Here is a 20879-nt window from a genome sequence, read left to right on the forward strand (position 1 = left end):
CCCCCCGACCTAATTCACCTTTACTGTCACCAGCCATACTATCCAGATTCGGATTATTAGCCGCCGAGGCCGCCAGCATTCTGGCATTAGGATTTAAGCGTGGATCGCTATCAAATAACCCATCCTGGTCGGTAAGGATAACTAATACATCGGCTTCCACCAGATTGGCGGTCATTGCAGCCAGAGTGTCATTGTCACCAAAACGGATTTCGTCCGTGGCAATGGTGTCATTTTCATTCACTACTGGCAGAATTCCCATCTCAAGCAAGGTATGCAACGCACTACGGGCGTTAAGATGGCGACCGCGGTCAGCAAGATCAGAGTGGGTCAAGAGGATCTGGGCAGTATGAATACCATGCTGCTCACAGGCTGTCGCATAAGCATGGATAAGTCCCATTTGCCCAACACTGGCTGCCGCTTGTAATTGATGCAAGGCATGGGGACGTCGTCGCCATCCTAATCGTTGCATCCCCGCTGCAACCGAACCGGATGTGACCAGAACAATCTCCTTACCCTGACTTCTCAGCTCAGCGATTTCGCCACTCAGCCAGCGGATACGATCCACATCCAGGCCTTCTCCCGGCTTGGTTAATAAAGCACTACCAATTTTAATCACCCATCGTTTGGTTGATAAAAGTTGCTGATGCGGATGTTCCACAGTTATTCCTCAATGGGGTTAGCGGGAGGCTGCTCACTTTGACGTAAATCATCAAGATATTGCATGATATCTTCACACAACTTCGCGCAGCCTTCACCTGTCTGGCCACTGATTTTATAGACCGGTCCCTGCCAATTCAGCCGGGACAGCACTTCTTGTGTAAGTTCATCACGAATATCGTCCGGGACCAGATCCATTTTGTTGAGGATCAACCACTGCGGTTGCTTGCCAAGGGCTTCACTGTAATGAAGCAGTTCACGATTAATGATATTCACGCTTTCAACCGGATCCTGTTTTACATCTACTGGTGCCATATCAACCAGATGCAATAACAAGCGCGTGCGGGTTAAATGTTTCAGGAACTGAATACCTAAACCGGCACCTTCGGCCGCGCCTTCTACCAGCCCTGGTATATCAGCAATGACAAAGCTGCGTACATCTTTAAGTGTCACCACACCAAGATTGGGGTGCAAGGTAGTAAAAGGATAATCGGCTACTTTTGGCTGAGCGGCTGAAACCTGACTGATAAACGTCGATTTTCCGGCATTGGGTAATCCCAATAATCCGACATCTGCCAACAGCTTCATTTCCAGACGCAAATTGCGTTCTTCCCCCGGTGTACCATCGGAGGTTTGACGAGGAGCACGATTGATACTGGATTTATAACGGGCATTACCTAAGCCGTGCCAGCCACCTTTCGCTACCATGAGTTTGTCGCCGTGCTTGGCAAGATCACCGATGAGTTCGTTGGTATCATCATCCCAGGCTTCTGTACCAACCGGCACTTTGATAATTAAATCTTCGCCACGGGCACCGCTGCACAATTTGCCACGACCATGTTCACCACGTTGTGCTTTAAAGTTACGTTTATAGCGAAAATCAATCAGTGTATTAACCTGAGTATCTGCCAGTAAATACACATCGCCACCGTCGCCACCATCACCGCCGTCCGGACCACCGAAGGGGATATATTTTTCACGACGAAAGCTCAGGCAACCATTTCCGCCGGCACCCGCGCTGATTTTTATTTTCGCTTCATCAACAAATTTCATACTGCCGACCAGATAATTTTTTAATAATTGCCACAAACAAAAAACCCCGCATCAGCGGGGCTTTCAGCTGTTTGCCCCAACGGGCTAACAAATTCTTTATTCAGCGATAACGCTAACAAATGTGCGGTTATTTGCACCTTTTGTTTCGAATACAACTTTACCATTTGCTGTCGCGAATAATGTATGGTCTCTACCGACACCAACATTGCGACCTGCATGGTAACGTGTACCACGTTGACGAACCAGAATATTACCGCCTAATACAGCTTCACCACCGAAGCGTTTTACACCAAGGCGTTTCGACTCGGAATCGCGACCGTTGCGGGTACTACCGCCAGCTTTCTTATGAGCCATGTTAAATCCTCTTTAAATTTGGAAATCTTAGGCGCTGATGCCAGTGATTTCGATTTCTGTATAAGATTGACGATGTCCCATCTGTTTCCGATGGTGCTTACGGCGACGGAATTTGATGATTTTGACTTTGTCCGCACGACCGACTGAGGCCACTGTTGCTGTGACTTTTGCGCCGTCTAAGAAGGGTGCGCCAACTTTAATGTCTTCGCCTTCACCGATCAATAAAACTTCACCCAGTTCAATGGTATCACCCACTTCACCTGGCAATTTTTCAACACGGAGCTTTTCGCCCTCTTTAACTCGGTACTGCTTACCACCAGTCGCGACAATAGCGTACATCGCTTTCTCCAAAAAAATAAATGTTATTGTGGGTAACCCAACAAAAGACCGGGAATTTTAACCGCTTTCTACATACAGATCAAATGCAAATTGAATTATTTGCGAATCACCGTTACCCATGAGAAAGTACGCGTTTAATTAAACTAGACAGGCAGACACAAGCCCCGTGGATATACAATCCATTTACGCACTTATCCAACAGGATATGGATGCAGTTGACACAATGATACAACATCGGCTGCAATCTGAGGTTGTATTAATTAATCAGCTCGGACATTACATCATCAATAGTGGCGGTAAACGCTTACGGCCGGCTATTGCTTTGCTTAGCGCACGAGCTTGTAATCATCAGTCAACCGCGCATATTAACCTAGCGACCATTATCGAGTTCATCCATACCGCGACGCTATTACATGATGATGTGGTGGACAATTCGACTATGCGTCGCGGTCAGGAAACCGCAAACACAGTTTGGGGAAATGAAGCCAGTGTCCTGGTTGGGGACTTTCTCTATACCCGGGCTTTTGAGCTGATGGTAGAACTTGATTCCATGCGCTTGATGAAAATCCTCTCGCACACCACTAATGTCATTGCCGAAGGCGAAGTATTACAGCTGCTCAATGTGCATGATGCCGACACAACTGAAGAACGCTATCTGCAGGTGATTCATCATAAAACCGCAAAATTATTTGAGGCCGCAGGACAGTTAGGTGCCTTAATCAGTAATGCTTCTGCGGAAGTTGAAACGGCACTCGCGAAGTATGCCATGCATCTTGGCAGCGCGTTTCAGCTTGTGGATGACTTACTGGATTACAGTGCCTCCAGTGAAACCATTGGTAAAAACATTGGTGATGATCTGGCTGAAGGTAAACCGACATTGCCGCTTATTTACGCAATGCAACATGGGTCCGGAGAACAATCGGCGGTTATTCGTGAGGCGATTGAACAGGGCCAGCGCAATAAAATTAATGACATTATTGACATAATCCATAGCACTGGCGCTATTGACTACACCGCTGCTGCCGCTCGCAAAGAAGTCGAACAAGCCAAGGCGAATCTCGACATCGTTGCCGACTCAGAATATAAAGCCGCTCTGATTGGACTGGCTGATTTTGCGGTTTCCCGGCAGTTTTAATGACGATTTATGCAAAATAATTCATTTTGTATATTCAACACGGTTTGTTTAGGCTGAACCACTATGGCTGAAATATATAAATATCATATGTTTATTTGCACGCATCAACGTGATGATGGCAGTGACTATTGCGAAGAGCATGGGGCGCAGTCTCTGCGTGATTACGCTAAACAACGTGTCAAAGATCTCAAATTAAAAAAAGTCCGGGTCAATAACTCAGGTTGCCTGAATCGCTGTAAATTGGGCCCAATAATGGTGATTTACCCTGAGGGCGTCTGGTATCAATATCATGACAAGGCTGATATTGACGAAATCATTGATACTCATCTGGTGAACGGCAAAATTGTCGAGCGCTTGCTAAAATGACACCTCAGCAATATTGCCGGGATAAAGCGGCAAAGAGTGGCTCAAGCTTCTATTACAGCTTTCTTTTTTTACCAACCAAAAAACGTGATGCCATCATGGCGCTATACGCTTTTTGTCGTGAAGTTGATGATGCTGTTGATGAGATAAGTGATCCACTCGTGGCGGCACAAACGCTTGCCTGGTGGCGTCAGGAAGTATCAAACACCTTTCTCGGCCAGCCAACTCATCCAGTGGGTAAAGCGCTCACCGAAACCTTGCAGAATTTTGATCTGCATGAAGAATATTTTCACGAGATCATTGATGGCATGGAAATGGATTTAACTCAGCACCGTTATCCAGCTTATAAAAATTTAGCTTTATATTGTCACCGTGTTGCCAGCGTGGTGGGTTTGCTGTCGGCACAAGTATTCGGTTTTTCCGATCGGAAAACGCTGAAATTTGCCGAAAAGCTTGGCCTTGCTTTTCAGCTCACAAATATTATTCGTGATGTACGCGAAGACGCTGAACGCGGCCGGATTTATCTTCCTTTAGACGAGATGCAACAATTTGGAGTCAGCGAACAAAGTATCCTGACTTTGCAACAAACTGATGAATTAACCAGGTTATTGGAGTTTCAGGCTAAACGTGCTGAAGGATTTTACCAGGAAGCTATGCAGCTGCTGCCACCCAAAGATCGCTATCATCAATGCACTGCACTCATCATGGCGGAAATCTATCGCACGACATTACAAGAAATTGCTGCTGATAAATTTCAGGTAATGAAACAACGGGTATCACTCACACCTGTTCGTAAATTATGGCTGGCATGGTGCACTATACGACGTGAAAAAAAGCTCGCTAAAAGTAACCGATAACATGCGCCCCCTCATTATTGGTGGTGGATGGAGTGGTCTTGCGGCGGCGGTTCGTCTAGCGGAAGCAGGACATAACCCCATAGTTTTTGATGCCGCAAAACAACTTGGTGGGCGTGCCCGCACCGTCAAATGGCAAGATCGCGAACTAGACAATGGTCAGCATCTGATGATTGGTGCATACCAAAATATGCTGGATCTGCTTAAGCGAATCGACATCGAAGAAAACAGCGTTTTTCAACGAAGACCATTGGATCTTAAAATCATTGATCCCGACTTTCCACCACTGCATTTATCAGCACATCCATCATTACCCTGGCAAATAGCCCTTCTGCCAAAGCTTTGTTCGAGTCTAGGCTGGCAGGATCTCTTGCGATTTTTACGTATTGCAGTTCAGATAAAATCGGCTTCCTATTCCGAAAACATCACGGTGCAACAGTGGTGTCAACAGACCAATCAATCATCGCGACTCGTTACTCAATTGTGGATGCCTTTATGTCTGGCGATTATGAACACGCCCATAGAGCAAGCATCAGCCAGTGTATTTGCCTCCACGCTGAGAGACAGCCTGTTGGCCAAAAGGCACTCAGCTGATTTATTAATACCCAATAAACCTCTTGGGGATTTAATACCGCAGCCCGCGAGGCATTTTATTGAAGAACACGGTGGTGAAGTAAGATTACAAAATCGTATTGAAAAAATAGTGATTGAGTCTGGCAAGGTTTTGGGTGTGGTTACAAGTCACCATGAATTTATTGCTACCAATAATCTTATTGTAGCGGTATCTCCCCATATGCTTTACAAGCTCTTGGGTGAAGAGCTTACTCTTCCAAAAGTTATCGACTATCCAATCAGCACCATCTACTTACAATATTCCCCGAATTTTCGACTGGGCACGCCTATTATTGGTTTGAGTAATTCATTGCCTCAATGGGTATTGGATCGGTCCAACCAGTCTCCAGGTTTAATCGCCGTCGTTATCAGCGGACCTGGAGAACATGAATCACTGACAAAAATGCAACTGACTGAACAGGTCCTTATAGAGTTAACAAAGCTTTTACCGGAATTACCGGCTAACTATCAAACCGCGCATGTGATCAGAGAGAAAAGAGCTACATTTTGTTGCGGTGTGGTTGAGAACAAACAAAGACCAAGCTGTAAAACAACAATTGATGGCCTTTGGATTGCTGGTGATTACGCTGAAAACCGTTATCCAGCCACATTAGAAAGTGCCGTTATAAATGGCTATCGTGCTGCTGAAAGCATTTTAATGGGAAATTTACCTTAGACATGTCGATATCCTTGCGATTGCTTGTTATACTCGGATATTAGTTCATTAAACCTAAAGAGGGGATGCCATGTTAAATCGTATGCGTTTAATTTTTACCGGTCTTTTTCTGAGTCTGGCCCTGATCGCCTGCAGTGATGAAAGTGATACTGCTGTTACAGATAGCAGCGAAACAGAAACATCATCTCCTGCAACTGCTGAATCAGCACCCGAAGCGACAGAAGCAACCTCTGAAGCTAACGAAAACGGTATTCAAGCTGGAATGACCAGAGACGAACTTATCTCGGCTTATGGTGAACCAGATATTGCTCAGGAAAGAACTTTAGATCAAATGAAGATGGAAACGCTTGAATGGCATAATGATGATGCTTTAATCAGCGCACAATTATTAGATGGTAAAGTCACCTACGGTCGTATTGTTCCTAAATCCGAATAAATATACATGTTGTCACAAGCTGAGCAATCTATACTCAGCGGTAAAGTTGTGCTTGTTACCGGTGCCCTTGGCGGCATCGGTAGCGAAGTAGCTTTAGCCTATGCAAGACATGGTGCGACAATAATTCTGCTAGACAAAAATATTGCCCAGTTAGAAAAATTGTACGATGTCATTCTTCAGGAAAGTGGTATTGAACCCGCCATATTCCCTGTGGATTTCAAAGGCGCGAAAGCTGATGATTACCAGCAACTTATCCAAAGTATTCACGATACATTTGGTCGCCTTGATGGATTGGTCCATTGTGCAGCGGATGTCGGTCAATTAGCGCCGATTGCTAATCAGGACATCAAGCAGTGGTGCGATACGCTACAGGTGAATTTGACTGCAGCATTTTTATTAACCCATGCATGTCTTCCTCTGCTGCAAGCTAATGAGCAGCAATCCTTCATTATTTTTACTACTGACAGCCAACATGATAAGGCTTATCGTGGCGCTTATGGATTGAGTAAAGCGGCCTTGGAGTGTCTATGTCATCAATTATCGCTAGAAATGGCTGCCGCCGCTAAGGTCAGAGTAAATTGTATCGATCCTGGCCAAGTAAAAACCAAATTGCATGCCAGAGTCTATCCAGCTGCCGATGCTCAACATCTACCAGAACCCACTGCTGTCATTCCGGCTTACCTCTACCTTGCCAGCGATCAAAGCGGCCATTTACATGGTCAATGTTTGAATGCGCAGATGGAACTCCCCGTCAAAGTTTTGGCATAAAAAATAACGCATTGTATTTATTGATAATTTAAACCGTGGCATACATTTAGCATGGTTTTAATACATTATTTTATTTACGAGCGTGTTTATGATCCATTCACTCCCCTCAGACACCACCAATTTGCGGCGGTTAGAACAAAATACGGTTTCTGTTGTAACGGCCAAACCGGCTTCTGTTGAGCGTGATGATACGTTAGTAAAATTACCTTTAATTTTGCAGACCTCGTTGGATACCAGACAATTGCTGAGACTTTTTGACGAACAGATCAAACCTCTTCTGGCCCATAGTGGCCTGCAGTTTACGCATCCTGATAATAAATTTGAGTTTAGACTTGGGTCAAAACGCCACCATAAATGCAATTATCAATTGGAAATTGACCGTGAGTATCTGGGACAAATCACATTAAGCCGTGCTTATCGCTTCTCTGACTCCGAGATTCATCTGGTAGAAGATTTACTGTGCAAGCTGGTCTATCCGCTTAGAAACAGTCTGCAATATGCTCGGGCATTAGACGCTGCATTAACAGACACATTAACTCAGCTTCCAAACAGACAGGCTTATAAAAATACGATTGAACGTGAAGTCGACCTTGCCCATCGTTTACGATTGCCACTTTCACTGTTAATTTTAGACATTGATTGCTTTAAAAAAATCAATGATATCTTTGGTCATCAGGTGGGCGATGAAACATTATGTCGTGTGGCCGATGCATTGTTTTCAAGTCTGAGACGTAGTGATGCTCTGTTTCGTATTGGGGGTGAAGAATTCGCAGTTGTACTTAGTCACAGTCACCATGAAGCCGCTCTACTTGCAGCAGAACGGCTTCGCCTGGCAATTTCCGACTTAAATCAATTCAATATCGAACAACAATTTCCACTTACCATTAGCATTGGTCTGGCAGAGCTATGCGTAGGTGAATCCGCGGAGAGTTTATTTCTGAAGGCCGATGAAGCGCTGTATCAGGCAAAATTTGCCGGCCGCAATCAGGTCGTCACCTCGCGCAGTGATATTTAACGTTCACTCCGACCACGAACACGCGGGCCTTTTTTAGTTTGTGGCACTTCACGTTTTCCTGATCGGGGAGAGGTGCTCTTTGTTGCCGCTTTTGCTGATTTATCTGGCCATTTTGGTTTTGCCGCTTTTTCGACATTGGCAGCTTTAGCCGGCACACCTTTTTCGGCAGCTGCTTTGGCGCCTCGTTTAGCAGCTTTGGTTTTCAAGCCCGCCTCTTCATAGAGATACTCTAATTCTTTACCTTCCAGCATCATCCAACGTCCCGGTTTAAGCTTATTAGGCATAATCACCGGTCCGTAACGCAAACGGACTAAACGGCTCACCTGGACACCCTGGCTTTCCCATAACCGTCTTACTTCACGATTACGGCCTTCCTGGATAACCACATGAAACCAGCTGTTTGCACCTTCACCACCGCCTGGCTGAATATCAGAAAAATGTGCTTTACCATCTTCCAACTCAACCCCATCGCGTAATGTCTGCATCATTTCGGATGTCACATCACCCAAGACCCTAACCGCGTATTCTCTATCCATTTCATTGGATGGATGCATTAATTGATTCGCCAGTTCCCCATCGGTCGTCAGAATAATCAAACCACTGGTATTTAAATCCAGACGCCCAACACTGACCCAACGGCCCTCTTCTGGAACCGGTAAAGATTGATAAATGGTTCTACGGCCTTCCGGATCGTTGCGGGTGCAAACTTCACCAACCGGTTTGTGATACAGCAAAACCTGAGGCATAGCCTGTTGCCAGATACGCTTGGATGATAAAGGCCGGCCTTCAAGCGTAACTCTGTCTTTCTCAGAAATCTGATCACCCAATGTGGCTGGCACACCGTTGACCTGCAATTTGCCATCTTTGATCCAACTCTCAATCAAGCGGCGTGAACCGTAACCGGCACGCGCCAGTACTTTTTGTATTCTTTCAGACATAATGATTATTCCTTGGGCTATTTACTGGGGCTATTTATAAGCCAGACCCATTGCTGCACGCACTTCACTCAATGTTTCCTGAGCCACTTCTCTTGCTGCAGCACTACCATCATCAATAATACGTCGTACATCTTCTGGATGTCGGCTGAAATCTTCCGCACGTGTGCGGATGGGTTTAAGTTCGGCAATCACCGAATCAATAAGCGGTCCTTTACAATCCAGGCAACCGATTGCAGCTGAACGGCAACCTTCTTGAACCCATTGCTTTTGCGCTTCGTCAGAATAGACTTCATGTAATTGCCATACAGGACATTTTTCCGGCTCACCCGGATCAGTACGGCGCACCCGATTTGGATCCGTTGGCATCCGTTTAATTTTTTCGGCTACAGACTGATCCGATTCTCTTAATGAAATCGTATTGCCATAAGACTTGGACATTTTTTGGCCATCCAATCCTGGCATTTTCGACGCTGGCGTCAGTAATGCTTTAGGTTCAGGCAGAATGACCTTTCCGCCACCTTCCAGAAAACCAAACAAGCGTTCCATATCGCCGAGCGCCAGACTTTGCTGATTTTTTAACAGTTCACGCGCAGTCTGCAACGCTTCTGCATCACCCTGTTCCTGATAGGCTTTACGCAAATGGTTATATAATTTCGCGTTTTTCTTACCCATTTTCTTTACGGCTGCTTCGGCTTTTTCTTCAAAATCCGCTTCACGTCCATAAATATGATTAAAACGACGGGCAATCTCCCGTGTTAATTCAACATGCACGACCTGATCTTCACCAACTGGAACTTGTCCTGCCCGATAAATCAATATATCTGCACTTTGCAGCAGGGGATATCCCAAAAAACCATAAGTCGATAAATCTTTTTCTTTCAGTTTTTCCTGCTGATCTTTGTAGGTCGGCACACGTTCCAGCCAGGAAAGAGGCGTAATCATAGATAACAATAAATGCAGTTCGGCATGTTCGGGCACACGCGACTGCAGGAAGAGTGACGCAGAGGACGGCTCAATACCTGCTGCCAACCAATCAATGACCATTTCCCAGACACTGTCTTCAATCACCCGGCTATCTTCATAATGCGTCGTCAAGGCATGCCAGTCAGCCACGAAAAAGAAGCAATCAAATTCATGTTGTAATTTAATCCAATTTTTCAGTACGCCATGATAATGCCCCAAATGCAATTGCCCTGTAGGGCGCATGCCTGAAACAATACGTCGTGACTGATAAGCTACCGTGTCCAAAATAATCTCCTGATGAGCTTGCTCAATTCAGTGTTCTACAAAATAAAAAATACTTGCATCGGCATATCAAAAATAAATGCCAGCAATCCCATATAAGCCTGCATCAACGGCCATAAAATCATCATAACGATGCCAAAATAGAGTAATGCCAGCAAGATAAAAAAACCGTAAGGTTCAATTTTTTCCACTCGCCAGGCCAGGTGAGGCGGCAAAATACTCACTAATACTCTACCGCCATCCAATGGTGGCAGGGGTAATAGGTTAAGCAACATCAACATACCATTGACCAGAACACCCGCTACACCCATATAAATCATAGGGCCAGATATAAGCACATCCTTTACCGCCAACAATAAACCGAGTTTGGCCACCATAGCCCATAAAAACCCCATGACCAGGTTGGCGCACGGTCCAGCTAAAGCGACCCATGCCATATCTTTTTTTGGATTGCGCAAATTCTGGAAAGTCACCGGGACGGGTTTGGCCCAGCCAAACATAAATCCGGTAAACATTAATAATAATCCAGGCACGAGAATCGTCCCTAAAGGATCAATATGTTTAATGGGATTAAGCGTCAGACGCCCCATCATCTGGGCGGTTTTATCACCCAGCTTTAATGCGGCCCAACCATGTGCAACTTCATGTACGGTAATCGCAAATAAAACCGGTAATGTCCAGATAATGATCTTCTGGATCAGACTAAACTCATCACCCATGAATTTTATCCACACCGCCCATATAGGCACGAAGTGGCTCGGGGATAATGATACTGCCATCGGCCTGTTGATGATTTTCCAGAATAGCTAATAAGGTCCGCCCCACAGCCAGACCGGAGCCATTTAATGTGTGGACCAGCTCCGGTTTACCGGTTTGAGGATTACGCCAGCGCGCTTGCATGCGGCGTGCCTGAAAGTCACCAAAGTTACTGCAGGAAGAGATCTCACGATAAGTATTCTGGCTGGGTAACCAGACTTCGAGATCGTAAGTCTTCGTTGAAGAAAACCCCATATCGCCAGTACAAAGCAGCATTTTACGATAGGGTAAATCCAGCATCTGCAGGATTTTTTCAGCCTGTCCGGTCAACTGTTCATGCGCATCAGCCGATGCTTCCGGCGCAACAATTTGTACCAGTTCGACTTTTTCGAATTGATGCTGACGAATCAACCCACGCACATCACGACCATGAGAACCGGCTTCGCTACGAAAACATGGCGTATGCGCGACAAACTTCAATGGCAACTGTGCGGCATCAACAATACTGTCACGCACAATATTTGTCACTGGGACTTCAGCAGTCGGGATTAAATAAAGCTGACCATCATCAACAGCAAACAAATCTTCGGCAAACTTGGGTAACTGACCGGTACCACGTAATGAATCGGCATTGACCAGATATGGTACATAGGTTTCGGTATAGCCATGTTCGGTGATATGGGTATCCAACATCAACTGGATTAAAGCCCTTTGCAGACGAGCCAGCTGACCGGTTAATGTAACAAACCGCGCACCGGTAATTTTTGCTGCCGTTTCAAAATCCATCTGCTGCAGACCGGCACCCAGATCGACGTGATCTTTTGCTTCAAACTCAAATTGCCGTGGCGTGCCCCAACGGGAAACCTCGACATTGTCCTGTTCATCTTTCCCTGCAGGCACATCGTCCTGTGGGATATTGGGAATACCCATAGCCAGATCATTAAGCTGATCCAGCACTTTGGCTAACCGGGCCTCTGCAGCCTTATGTTGATCGCCTAAATCATCAATTTCAGCGAGCAATGGTGCAATATCTTCACCCGATGCTTTTGCTTTACCAATCATTTTTGACCGAGCATTACGTTCCGTTTGTAATGATTGTGCATCAAGTTGTGCCTGACGGCGCTCTGCTTCGAGTGTTTCCAGCAGCTCGACATCCAACTTAAAGCCACGACGAGCCAAAGCCGCAGCGACTGATTGCGGTTCAGTTCGTAATAATTTTAGGTCTAACATGTTAAATTCCGCTTTGCACTGGCCAGCTGACTATATGATCAGCTTCAACCATTGTTTTTATTTTGTTGATGATATCGTTTATTTGCTCAGGTTTATCAAAAAACTCAATAACCATTGGCAGATCCGAAGAAAGATCCAATATGGAGGCTTTGTGAACTAAACCGTCGGAACCCAGGCCTGCGATGCCCCGAAACACTGTAAATTGAATCTTGTTTTGCTCAAACCATTGAATCATCTGCCGCACTTCATGTCGTCCATCAGATAAATAAACTCTTACCAATGTCAGATTCATAGTTGTCTTCCAAGACTAATACCTAACCAGGTTGCGGCCAGACATAACACAACGCTTAAGAACACATTTAATCCCGCTTTAAGAAAAGCCCCATTTTCCATCAACGTAAAGGTTTCCAAAGAAAATGTTGAAAAGGTTGTGAAAGCGCCAAGTAACCCAACCAATAAACCTGCACGCCACTCTGTTGCTATAGCCAGTTTTTCAATCAGCAGGATAAACAATACTCCAATGAGCAATGAACCAAGTACATTGACCGCTAATGTTCCATATGGGAACTCGCGACCAAATAGTTTATGGACACCGTTGGACATAACAAAACGCAATAAAGCTCCAACAGCGCCACCAATAGCGATAGCAAAAAGTTGTAACACGGGATAAGCCCTGTGATTCGCAAGTAGGTTATTTTACCTGAATCATGACAAAGACTGGCAGCGAATGTATTAACCTCTGTCTGTTACTCATGATCAGTCGAGAAAAAGCAATGATTGATCCTAACTCCTGAGCAAATCAACACTAATTTACCTGGGGTGCCAGTTCGCCACTACGATAACGTTCTACCATGTCATGTAATGAAATTGGCTTGATCTTGCTGGCATGACCCGCACTACCAAAAGCTTCATATCTGGCCTGACAAATGGATTGCATGGCTTTGGTCGCTGCTTTATAAAACTTACGCGGGTCAAATACCGCTGCATTTTTTTCATCGCTCAAAAACTGTCGGATAGCCCCGGTCGACGCCATCCGCAAATCGGTATCAATATTCACTTTGCGTACGCCATACTTAATGCCTTCCACAATTTCTTCAACGGGCACGCCATAGGTCTGACCAATATTGCCGCCATGAGTATTGATGATTTCCAACCAGTCCTGAGGCACTGAACTGGAACCATGCATTACAAAATGCGTAGTTGGCAGACGCTGTTGTAAGGTTTTCAAATGGCTGATGGCTAATACATCCCCGGTCGGTGGCTGGGTAAATTTATAGGCACCATGGCTGGTTCCAATCGCCACGGCTAAAGCATCAACATGGGTTTGTTTCACAAATTCAACAGCTTCATCAGGATCAGTTAACAACTGACTATGATCCAGTTTGCCCTCGGCTCCATGACCATCTTCTTCTCCCATCATGCCGGTTTCCAGTGACCCCAGACAACCGAGCTCTCCTTCTACCGAAACCCCACAGGCATGTGCCATTTCACTGACTTTACGAGTTACTGTCACGTTATAGTCAAAATCCGAAGGCGTTTTCATATCCTCCAGCAATGAGCCATCCATCATCACCGAGCTGAAGCCGGATTGAATGGAACGGGCACATATCGCGGGATTGGCACCATGATCCTGATGCATCACTAAAGGAATGTGAGGATAAGCTTCAACCGCGGCGAGAATTAAATGACGAAGAAATGGCTCACCCGCATAATCACGGGCACCGGCACTGCCCTGCATAATCACGGGGCTGTCTTCGGCATCGGCAGCCTGCATAATGGCATGCACCTGTTCCATATTACTGACGTTGAATGCAGGAATAGCAAAGTGATGTTCAGCAGCATAATCCAGTAACTGTCGCATTGATACTAATGCCATTTGCTAATCTCCACACACTGATATTTATTCACTAGCGTTTCCTTGAGAAGGAAGCTCAACCAGTTCACCCACCTTTACAATTTTGATTGTATTGGTGCTGCCCTGTACTTCAAGATCACCTTTGGTAATGATCACTATATCACCATCTTTCACGACGCCGCGACGCTGCAATTCTTCAATAGCTTCCTTATTGAGTGCAACGTGATCGGTATGTTCAACCACAAAGCTTACCGGGTATACCCCCCGATATAGCGTCACTTTGCGTGCTGTCGCCACATGCGGCGTTAACGCAAAAATGGGAATACCGGAACTGATACGCGACATCCACAAAGGCGATGAGCCCGATTCTGTCATGGCCGCAATTGCTTTGACATCGAGATGGTTAGCCGTATACATGGCTGCCATAGCTATGGCTTCATCAATACGTTCAAATTTTGAATCGATGCGATGCCTGGAAACACGAATCTCCCGCTGTTGTTCAGCCTGTAAACATATGCGGTCCATCGCTTCAATTACCTTGACAGGATAATGGCCTACCGCCGTCTCACCTGACAACATAACGGCATCAGTGCCATCCAATACGGCATTGGCTACGTCGAATACTTCTGCCCGGGTAGGAATCGGATTTTCAATCATGGATTCCATCATTTGGGTCGCTGTGATGGTCAGTCGGTTCATCCGCCTGGCTTTAGATATAAGCTGCTTTTGAATGGGGGGTAACGCAGCATCGCCCATTTCTACCCCTAAGTCGCCTCGGGCGACCATAATTCCTTCGGAAGCCTCAAGAATGGCATCAATATCGTCCAACGCTTCCGCCCGTTCAATCTTGGCAATAATACCGCCATGTCCTCCGGCATCACGTAGTAAACGACGTGCTAAATGGATATCTTCAGCGCTGCGAGGAAATGAGACAGCAAGATAATCGGCCTGCATCGCAGCGGCGGTCTTAATGTCGGCCATGTCTTTGGCAGTCAAAGCCGAAGCCGATAATCCACCACCCTGTCGGTTTATGCCTTTATTATCGGTCAGCAACCCGCCAACGCTGACACGACAATGAATTTGTTGCCCAATGACCGTTTCAACCAACAGTACAATCCGCCCATCATCAAGTAATAAGGTATCACCCCGCTTTACATCGTGAGGAAGGGATTTATAGTCGACACCAACCTGATGATTATCGCCTGCATCGTTCGCTAACGCGGCATCTAACACGAAATGCGCATTTTCAGTCAGTTCTACCCCACCCTGTTTAAAGCGGGAAATACGTATTTTCGGTCCTTGTAAATCAACCAACACACCGATCTGGCGATCAAAAGCCTGAGCCCGGTTTCGAACGCGTTCCGCCATATCAATATGAGTTTGTGCTGCGCCGTGGGAAAAATTGAGCCGCACTACATCCATACCTGCGGCTATCAACGCGTCAAGGACAATAGAGTCTTTTGTCGCAGGCCCCAAGGTAGCAACAATTTTCGTTCTTCGACGCGCTGGCATATTAATAACTCATTGATTACTCACGGGCTCGCTGTTCCAGGATGTCCACAGCCGGTAATTTTTTGCCTTCCAGAAATTCCAGAAAAGCACCACCACCCGTAGAGATATATGAAACATCATCACAAATTTTGTATTTTGAGACTGCTGCAAGGGTGTCACCGCCACCGGCAATTGAGAAGGCATCAGATTCTGCGATAGCCATCGCAATCTCTTTGGTGCCTTCACTAAACTGGCTGAACTCAAAAACCCCAAGTGGTCCATTCCACACCACCGTACCAGCTTGTTTGATTATTTCAACCAGCTCAGCGGCTGATTTCGGCCCGATATCAAAAATCATGTCGTCATCCGCCACCCTATCAACCGGCTTTAATTCGGCTTCCGCATTTTCAGCAAAATATTTACCACAGACAACATCCCGGGGGACAGGGATACTACCACCACGACTAATTGCTTCCGCTGATAGTCGTTTACAGGTATCCACTAAATCAGGCTCATATAACGATTTACCAACATTGTAGCCAGCAGCGGCAATAAATGTATTAGCAATACCACCGCCGACAATTAACTGATCCACTTTTTTAGACAGGGTTTCCAATACCGTCAGTTTGGTGGACACCTTGGAACCACCCACGATGGCGACCATCGGTCTGGCAGGATTGTCCAATGCCTTGGATAACGCTTCTAACTCTGCCGAGAGTAAAGGACCGGCACAAGCAGTAACGGCATATTTCGCAATACCATGAGTTGACGCATGCGCGCGATGAGCCGTGCCAAAGGCATCCATCACAAATACATCACACATTTTGGCCATTCGCTTTGCCAGCGCATCATCATTCGCTTTTTCGCCAATGTTAAACCGCACATTTTCACAAAGCACAACCTCTCCGACTTCGACTGGAATAAATTCAGGTTCAAGCCAGTTCTGTTCAAGCCGAACCGGCATTTCCAATAATGCTGAAAGATAATTGGCTACAGGCGCTAACGAGTATTTATGTTCATATTCGCCTTCCGTAGGCCTTCCCAGATGGGACATGATCATCACTTTGGCACCTTTTTCCAATGCCAGTTTAATGGTCGGTAAAGAGGCATGGATGCGAGTGCCATCTGCTACAACGCCAGACTTGAGCGGTACGTTCAAATCCTGTCGTATTAACACCCGCTTTCCTGCCAAATCCAAATCGGCCATTTTTATTACTGACATAAGGTCTTGTCCTCTCTTATAAATTTTGTGAACTAGTTCTGATTATAGCCTTCACGTTACATAAAAAAAGGCTTCCTTTGCAGGAAGCCTTGAATTAATCAACGAATTTGATGATTAAGTCATCATTAAACCGCTACATGTTGAACCAAACGCATCATGTTGCAGGTATAGCCATATTCATTGTCATACCATGCCACGACCTTAACAAACGTGCTGTCCAGCGCAATTCCTGCTCCGGCATCAAAGTTTGATGGCGCAGTGTGACCACGAAAATCGGTTGATACTACATTCTCTTCGGTATATCCCAGAACGCCCTTCAGCTCACCTTCCGCAGCTGTTTTCATTGCCGCGCAAATCGCTTCATAGCTAGCGTCACTGTTTAACTCAACGGTTAAATCGACCACTGAGACATCTGATGTAGGTACGCGGAAAGCCATACCAGTCAATTTACCATTTAATTCAGGCAGCACCTTACCAACTGCTTTAGCAGCGCCAGTAGAGGAAGGAATGATATTTTCAAGAATACCGCGACCACCGCGCCAATCTTTCATAGATGGACCATCTACCGTTTTCTGTGTCGCAGTGGCAGCATGTACCGTGGTCATCAAACCACGTTTAATACCAAAGCTGTCATGCAACACTTTGGCAACTGGAGCCAGTGCATTGGTAGTGCAGGATGCCGCCGACACAATTGCCTGACCAGCATATGAATTATGATTCACACCATAAACAAACATCGGTGTGTGATCTTTAGAAGGGGCGGATTGAACGACTTTCCTGGCACCCGCCTCGATATGAGCCTGACAGGACTCTTCGGTCAGGAAAAATCCCGTGCATTCGATAATCAAATCAGCACCGACCTCATCCCATTGCAAATCAGCAGGATTACGTTGAGCTGTTACACGGATGGTTTTACCGTTCACAACCAAATGTCCATCCTTTACTTCTACATCACCGTCAAACCGACCATGCACAGAATCATATTTGAGCATATAGGCCAGATACTCGGGATCAAGCAGGTCGTTAATCGCGACTACCTCGATCTCAGGAAAATCTTTGGCAGCCGCCCTAAATGCCATACGACCGATACGGCCAAAACCATTAATACCCACCTTGATAGTCATTCTGTTTCCTCTGAATCGGTTTGATATCGTGTCTCAGAACTGAAATCTTTTAAAAACTGCAGTTATCAGACAAGGATCTGTTTATCTTTAGAAAAATGACCAGTAGATTTTCATCTACTGGTCATTCCCATTTAGCTCGCTAAAAACAGTTCTTTAAATTACAGAACCGATTTAACCGTTTTAACTACATTTTCGACAGTAAAGCCGAAGTGTTTCATCAAAACACCACCTGGAGCAGATTCACCGAAGGTATCGATACCAACAGTGCCGCCTTCCAGACCAACATATTTACGCCAGAAGTCAGTAACACCTGCTTCAACAGAAACACGTTTTACGCCTGGTGTCAGAACGCTGTCTTTATATGCCTGATCCTGACGATCAAAGACATTGGTAGAAGGCATAGACACAACGCGAGCGTTGATACCTTCTTCAGCGAGTGCTTCCTGAGCTTTAGCCGCCAGATCCACTTCTGAACCGGTTGCGATCAGAATAACGTCAGCCTTGCCACCTTTGGCTTCAGACAGAACATAACCACCTTTACGAATCGCTTCAAAGTCGGCTGCATCATGTTTACGGCCTGGGATGCCTTGACGGCTCAATACCAAGCTGGTCGGACCATCCATACGTTCTACGGCGAATGTCCAGGCAACAGCCACTTCAACTGAATCTGCAGGACGCCAAACATCCATATTCGGGATGTAACGCAAACCAGCAGTATTTTCGATGGGTTGGTGAGTAGGACCATCTTCACCCTGACCGATTGAGTCATGCGTCAACACAGCGATAGTACGTTGTTTCATCAACGCAGCCATACGCAGAGCTGATTTCGCATAGTCAGAGAACATGTGGAAAGTACCGCCAAATGGCAGCAAACCACCATGCAACGCCATACCATTCATGATCGCGTACATACCAAACTCACGAACACCATATGAAATGTAGTTACCTGGCTCTTTACCAGAAACATGTTTGAAACTTGGGCAGCTTGTCAGGTTAGAACCAGTCAAGTCAGCAGAACCACCCAGGAATTCAGGCAGGATCGGTGCTAAAGCAGTAATTGCTTTTTGCGAAGCTTGACGTGAAGCCAGGCTTTCCGCTTTTTCATTGGTTTCAGCGATAAATGCATCAGTTGCCTGTTTCCAGTTAGCTGGCAAGTCACCCGCCATACGACGTTTGAATTCAGCAGCTAATTCTGGATATTCTTTTTCATAGGCTGCAAATTTTTCATTCCATGCCGCTTCTGCAGCATCGCCTTTATCTTTGGCATTCCAACCAGCATAAACATCTTCTGGAATGACAAACGGCTCATATTCCCAACCAAGTTGTTTACGAGTCAGTGCAACTTCTTCTTCACCCAATGCAGCACCATGGCAATCATGGCTTGAACATTTGTTTGGTGAACCGTAACCAATGATGGTTTTGCAGCAGATCAGTGATGGTTTGTCTGTGACTTTCTTCGCTTCTGCAATAGCTTTGTTGATTGCATCGGCATCGTGACCATCAACAGATTGGACGTGCCAGCCGTAAGCTTCAAAACGCTTGACGGTGTCATCGGTGTACCAGCCATCAATGTGTCCGTCGATAGAGATATTGTTGTCATCCCAGAATGCGATCAGATTGCCCAGACCCCAGGTACCGGCCAAAGCACATGCTTCATGAGAAACACCTTCCATTAAACAGCCATCACCCATGAAAACATAGGTATGGTGATTAACGATGTCATGACCAGGTTTGTTGAACTGATGCGCCATTAACTTTTCAGCCATCGCAAAACCAACGCCGTTGGAAATACCTTGACCTAAAGGACCCGTCGTCGTTTCTACACCCGGTGCATAACCATATTCAGGGTGACCAGCACATTGTGAGTGCAGTTGACGGAAAGTTTTGATTGAATCCATCGGCAAGTCATAACCACTCAAATGCAACAATGAGTAAATCAGCATAGAGCCGTGGCCGTTAGACAAAATGAAACGATCACGATCAGCCCATTTCGGGTTGTTCGGGTTGTGTTTCATGTGGTCATTCCACAATACTTCAGCAATATCCGCCATACCCATTGGGGCACCTGGATGGCCGGAATTCGCTTTTTGCACTGCATCCATACTTAACGCACGGATTGCATTTGCTAAATGTCTACGTGTAGCCATTATCTACGTTCTCCTATTAAAAAAAATTAAGCTGCTCGCCATTTAATGGAACAGCCCATACTGGGTATCTGTTGTTCTGGACCGTGACCCGTTTCAGCAACTTGTTTCATCGCTTCAAATAAATCACGGCGTACGTCCGCTGGAGCGGCTTCTTTACGGCTGGCATCAAGGCGGCCACGATACTGCAAGGTCAGATCTTTGTTATAGCCAAAAAAATCCGGGGTGCATACCGCGCCATAAGCTTGCGCAACCTCTTGGCTTTCGTCATACAGATATGGAAAAGAAAACCCGTTTTGTTCGGCAACCGTTTTCATGTTTTCGAAAGAGTCTTCAGGATAATCAGCGACATCATTGGCAGAAATTGCCACAGAATTGATGCCCAGCTGTTTGAGTTCATTAGTATCACGGACTAGTCTATCCAACACAGCTTTAACATAAGGACAGTGATTACAAATAAACATAACCAAAAGGCCTTTTTCGCCACGACAGTCATTTAAAGTCCAAATCTTGCCATCCGTTCCCGGCAATGAAAAGTCGATGGCTGGCTTGCCAAATTCACATATTGGTGTTTCTGTACTAACCATAGGCTTCCGTTAGATTTTTAAGATT

23 protein-coding genes are annotated in these 20879 nt (G+C 45.8%); 7 read left to right on the forward strand and 16 right to left on the reverse strand.

Annotated features, from left to right (window positions below; all coding sequences use genetic code 11):
• The 4 genes from proB to rplU form a co-directional block, all read right to left on the reverse strand.
• Nucleotides 1-658 (reverse strand): glutamate 5-kinase (proB, locus tag LGT40_RS05465; protein ID WP_226343170.1); only part of this gene is annotated, 658 nt, incomplete at its 3' end.
• A gap of 2 nt (nt 659-660) precedes the next feature.
• Nucleotides 661-1710 carry an Obg family GTPase CgtA gene (cgtA, locus tag LGT40_RS05470; protein WP_226076781.1) on the reverse strand — a complete coding sequence of 350 codons (1050 nt, stop codon included), beginning with the start codon at nt 1708-1710 and terminating at the stop codon, nt 661-663.
• Between the two features lie 96 nt (nt 1711-1806).
• On the reverse strand, nt 1807-2064 hold the full coding sequence (gene rpmA / locus LGT40_RS05475) for a 50S ribosomal protein L27 (protein ID WP_226076747.1): 258 nt from the start codon (nt 2062-2064) through the stop codon (nt 1807-1809).
• A 27-nt stretch (nt 2065-2091) separates the two neighbouring features.
• Nucleotides 2092-2403 (reverse strand): 50S ribosomal protein L21, encoded by a 312-nt coding sequence (gene rplU / locus LGT40_RS05480; protein WP_226076743.1) that lies wholly within the window; start codon nt 2401-2403, stop codon nt 2092-2094.
• A gap of 166 nt (nt 2404-2569) precedes the next feature.
• Here rplU and ispB point away from each other — a divergent pair, with 166 nt between their 5' ends.
• The 7 genes from ispB (at nt 2570) to LGT40_RS05515 (ending at nt 8262) form a co-directional block, all read left to right on the forward strand.
• On the forward strand, nt 2570-3538 hold the full coding sequence (ispB, locus tag LGT40_RS05485) for an octaprenyl diphosphate synthase (RefSeq protein ID WP_226076741.1): 969 nt from the start codon (nt 2570-2572) through the stop codon (nt 3536-3538).
• Nucleotides 3539-3601: 63 nt separating this feature from the next.
• Nucleotides 3602-3904 (forward strand): (2Fe-2S) ferredoxin domain-containing protein, encoded by a 303-nt coding sequence (locus tag LGT40_RS05490; RefSeq protein ID WP_226076739.1) that lies wholly within the window; start codon nt 3602-3604, stop codon nt 3902-3904.
• On the forward strand, nt 3901-4758 hold the full coding sequence (hpnD, locus tag LGT40_RS05495) for a presqualene diphosphate synthase HpnD (RefSeq protein WP_226076737.1): 858 nt from the start codon (nt 3901-3903) through the stop codon (nt 4756-4758). The genes LGT40_RS05490 and hpnD overlap by 4 nt, the downstream gene beginning before the upstream one ends.
• A gap of 1 nt (nt 4759) precedes the next feature.
• Nucleotides 4760-6043 (forward strand): hydroxysqualene dehydroxylase HpnE, encoded by a 1284-nt coding sequence (gene hpnE / locus LGT40_RS05500; RefSeq protein WP_226076726.1) that lies wholly within the window; start codon nt 4760-4762, stop codon nt 6041-6043.
• A gap of 70 nt (nt 6044-6113) precedes the next feature.
• Nucleotides 6114-6479: a hypothetical protein gene (locus LGT40_RS05505; protein ID WP_226076703.1), complete on the forward strand. Its 366-nt coding sequence runs from the start codon at nt 6114-6116 to the stop codon at nt 6477-6479.
• A gap of 6 nt (nt 6480-6485) precedes the next feature.
• Nucleotides 6486-7247 (forward strand): SDR family NAD(P)-dependent oxidoreductase, encoded by a 762-nt coding sequence (locus LGT40_RS05510; RefSeq protein ID WP_226076700.1) that lies wholly within the window; start codon nt 6486-6488, stop codon nt 7245-7247.
• Between the two features lie 88 nt (nt 7248-7335).
• Nucleotides 7336-8262, forward strand: a complete 927-nt coding sequence (locus tag LGT40_RS05515; RefSeq protein ID WP_226076697.1) for a GGDEF domain-containing protein — start codon at nt 7336-7338, stop codon at nt 8260-8262.
• On the opposite strand, the gene rluB is transcribed toward LGT40_RS05515, so the two are convergent.
• The 12 genes from rluB to LGT40_RS05575 all read right to left on the reverse strand — a co-directional run bounded on the left by rluB (nt 8259) and on the right by LGT40_RS05575 (nt 20854).
• Entirely contained in the window at nt 8259-9200 is a 942-nt protein-coding gene (gene rluB, locus LGT40_RS05520) for a 23S rRNA pseudouridine(2605) synthase RluB (RefSeq protein WP_226076694.1), read from the reverse strand. The two genes, LGT40_RS05515 and rluB, sit on opposite strands and share 4 nt — an antisense overlap.
• Before the next feature lie 30 nt (nt 9201-9230).
• Nucleotides 9231-10448, reverse strand: coding sequence for a tryptophan--tRNA ligase (locus LGT40_RS05525; RefSeq protein ID WP_226076691.1), 1218 nt, complete (start codon nt 10446-10448; stop codon nt 9231-9233).
• Nucleotides 10449-10483: 35 nt separating this feature from the next.
• On the reverse strand, nt 10484-11164 hold the full coding sequence (locus LGT40_RS05530) for a site-2 protease family protein (protein ID WP_226076690.1): 681 nt from the start codon (nt 11162-11164) through the stop codon (nt 10484-10486).
• Nucleotides 11157-12431 (reverse strand): serine--tRNA ligase, encoded by a 1275-nt coding sequence (gene serS, locus LGT40_RS05535; RefSeq protein WP_226076683.1) that lies wholly within the window; start codon nt 12429-12431, stop codon nt 11157-11159. Before serS ends, LGT40_RS05530 begins: the two co-directional genes overlap by 8 nt.
• Before the next feature lies 1 nt (nt 12432).
• On the reverse strand, nt 12433-12723 hold the full coding sequence (locus LGT40_RS05540; protein WP_226076681.1) for a DUF190 domain-containing protein: 291 nt from the start codon (nt 12721-12723) through the stop codon (nt 12433-12435).
• Nucleotides 12720-13094 (reverse strand): fluoride efflux transporter CrcB, encoded by a 375-nt coding sequence (gene crcB, locus LGT40_RS05545; protein ID WP_226076679.1) that lies wholly within the window; start codon nt 13092-13094, stop codon nt 12720-12722. Before crcB ends, LGT40_RS05540 begins: the two co-directional genes overlap by 4 nt.
• Before the next feature lie 142 nt (nt 13095-13236).
• A complete protein-coding gene (fba, locus tag LGT40_RS05550) occupies nt 13237-14307 on the reverse strand; it encodes a class II fructose-bisphosphate aldolase (RefSeq protein ID WP_226076676.1) in 1071 nt (356 codons plus the stop codon).
• A 24-nt stretch (nt 14308-14331) separates the two neighbouring features.
• Nucleotides 14332-15798 carry a pyruvate kinase gene (gene pyk / locus LGT40_RS05555; protein ID WP_226076672.1) on the reverse strand — a complete coding sequence of 489 codons (1467 nt, stop codon included), beginning with the start codon at nt 15796-15798 and terminating at the stop codon, nt 14332-14334.
• 16 nt (nt 15799-15814) lie between these two features.
• Complete coding sequence (locus LGT40_RS05560; protein WP_226076670.1) at nt 15815-16999, reverse strand: phosphoglycerate kinase; 1185 nt, start codon at nt 16997-16999, stop codon at nt 15815-15817.
• A gap of 125 nt (nt 17000-17124) precedes the next feature.
• Nucleotides 17125-18123, reverse strand: coding sequence for a type I glyceraldehyde-3-phosphate dehydrogenase (gene gap, locus LGT40_RS05565; RefSeq protein ID WP_226076668.1), 999 nt, complete (start codon nt 18121-18123; stop codon nt 17125-17127).
• Nucleotides 18124-18281: 158 nt separating this feature from the next.
• Nucleotides 18282-20270 (reverse strand): transketolase, encoded by a 1989-nt coding sequence (gene tkt / locus LGT40_RS05570; protein WP_226076666.1) that lies wholly within the window; start codon nt 20268-20270, stop codon nt 18282-18284.
• A gap of 26 nt (nt 20271-20296) precedes the next feature.
• Nucleotides 20297-20854, reverse strand: coding sequence for a thioredoxin family protein (locus LGT40_RS05575; protein WP_226076664.1), 558 nt, complete (start codon nt 20852-20854; stop codon nt 20297-20299).
• Nucleotides 20855-20879: the final 25 nt, after the last annotated feature.

Source organism: Methylophaga pinxianii, from assembly GCF_020447225.1.
Taxonomy (GTDB): domain Bacteria; phylum Pseudomonadota; class Gammaproteobacteria; order Nitrosococcales; family Methylophagaceae; genus Methylophaga; species Methylophaga pinxianii.

Bases quoted from the DNA above. Each gene is read 5' to 3' on its own strand.
- LGT40_RS05575 (WP_226076664.1), bottom strand. From the start codon at position 20,854: ATGGTTAGTACAGAAACACCAATATGTGAATTTGGCAAGCCAGCCATC.
- LGT40_RS05560 (WP_226076670.1), bottom strand. From the start codon at position 16,999: ATGTCAGTAATAAAAATGGCCGATTTGGATTTGGCAGGAAAGCGGGTG.
- pyk (WP_226076672.1), bottom strand. From the start codon at position 15,798: ATGCCAGCGCGTCGAAGAACGAAAATTGTTGCTACCTTGGGGCCTGCG.
- LGT40_RS05540 (WP_226076681.1), bottom strand. From the start codon at position 12,723: ATGAATCTGACATTGGTAAGAGTTTATTTATCTGATGGACGACATGAA.
- LGT40_RS05530 (WP_226076690.1), bottom strand. From the start codon at position 11,164: ATGGGTGATGAGTTTAGTCTGATCCAGAAGATCATTATCTGGACATTA.
- gap (WP_226076668.1), bottom strand. From the start codon at position 18,123: ATGACTATCAAGGTGGGTATTAATGGTTTTGGCCGTATCGGTCGTATG.
- LGT40_RS05505 (WP_226076703.1), top strand. From the start codon at position 6,114: ATGTTAAATCGTATGCGTTTAATTTTTACCGGTCTTTTTCTGAGTCTG.
- cgtA (WP_226076781.1), bottom strand. From the start codon at position 1,710: ATGAAATTTGTTGATGAAGCGAAAATAAAAATCAGCGCGGGTGCCGGC.
- fba (WP_226076676.1), bottom strand. From the start codon at position 14,307: ATGGCATTAGTATCAATGCGACAGTTACTGGATTATGCTGCTGAACAT.
- tkt (WP_226076666.1), bottom strand. From the start codon at position 20,270: ATGGCTACACGTAGACATTTAGCAAATGCAATCCGTGCGTTAAGTATG.
- rpmA (WP_226076747.1), bottom strand. From the start codon at position 2,064: ATGGCTCATAAGAAAGCTGGCGGTAGTACCCGCAACGGTCGCGATTCC.
- hpnD (WP_226076737.1), top strand. From the start codon at position 3,901: ATGACACCTCAGCAATATTGCCGGGATAAAGCGGCAAAGAGTGGCTCA.
- LGT40_RS05515 (WP_226076697.1), top strand. From the start codon at position 7,336: ATGATCCATTCACTCCCCTCAGACACCACCAATTTGCGGCGGTTAGAA.
- rluB (WP_226076694.1), bottom strand. From the start codon at position 9,200: ATGTCTGAAAGAATACAAAAAGTACTGGCGCGTGCCGGTTACGGTTCA.
- serS (WP_226076683.1), bottom strand. From the start codon at position 12,431: ATGTTAGACCTAAAATTATTACGAACTGAACCGCAATCAGTCGCTGCG.
- hpnE (WP_226076726.1), top strand. From the start codon at position 4,760: ATGCGCCCCCTCATTATTGGTGGTGGATGGAGTGGTCTTGCGGCGGCG.
- LGT40_RS05510 (WP_226076700.1), top strand. From the start codon at position 6,486: ATGTTGTCACAAGCTGAGCAATCTATACTCAGCGGTAAAGTTGTGCTT.
- rplU (WP_226076743.1), bottom strand. From the start codon at position 2,403: ATGTACGCTATTGTCGCGACTGGTGGTAAGCAGTACCGAGTTAAAGAG.
- LGT40_RS05490 (WP_226076739.1), top strand. From the start codon at position 3,602: ATGGCTGAAATATATAAATATCATATGTTTATTTGCACGCATCAACGT.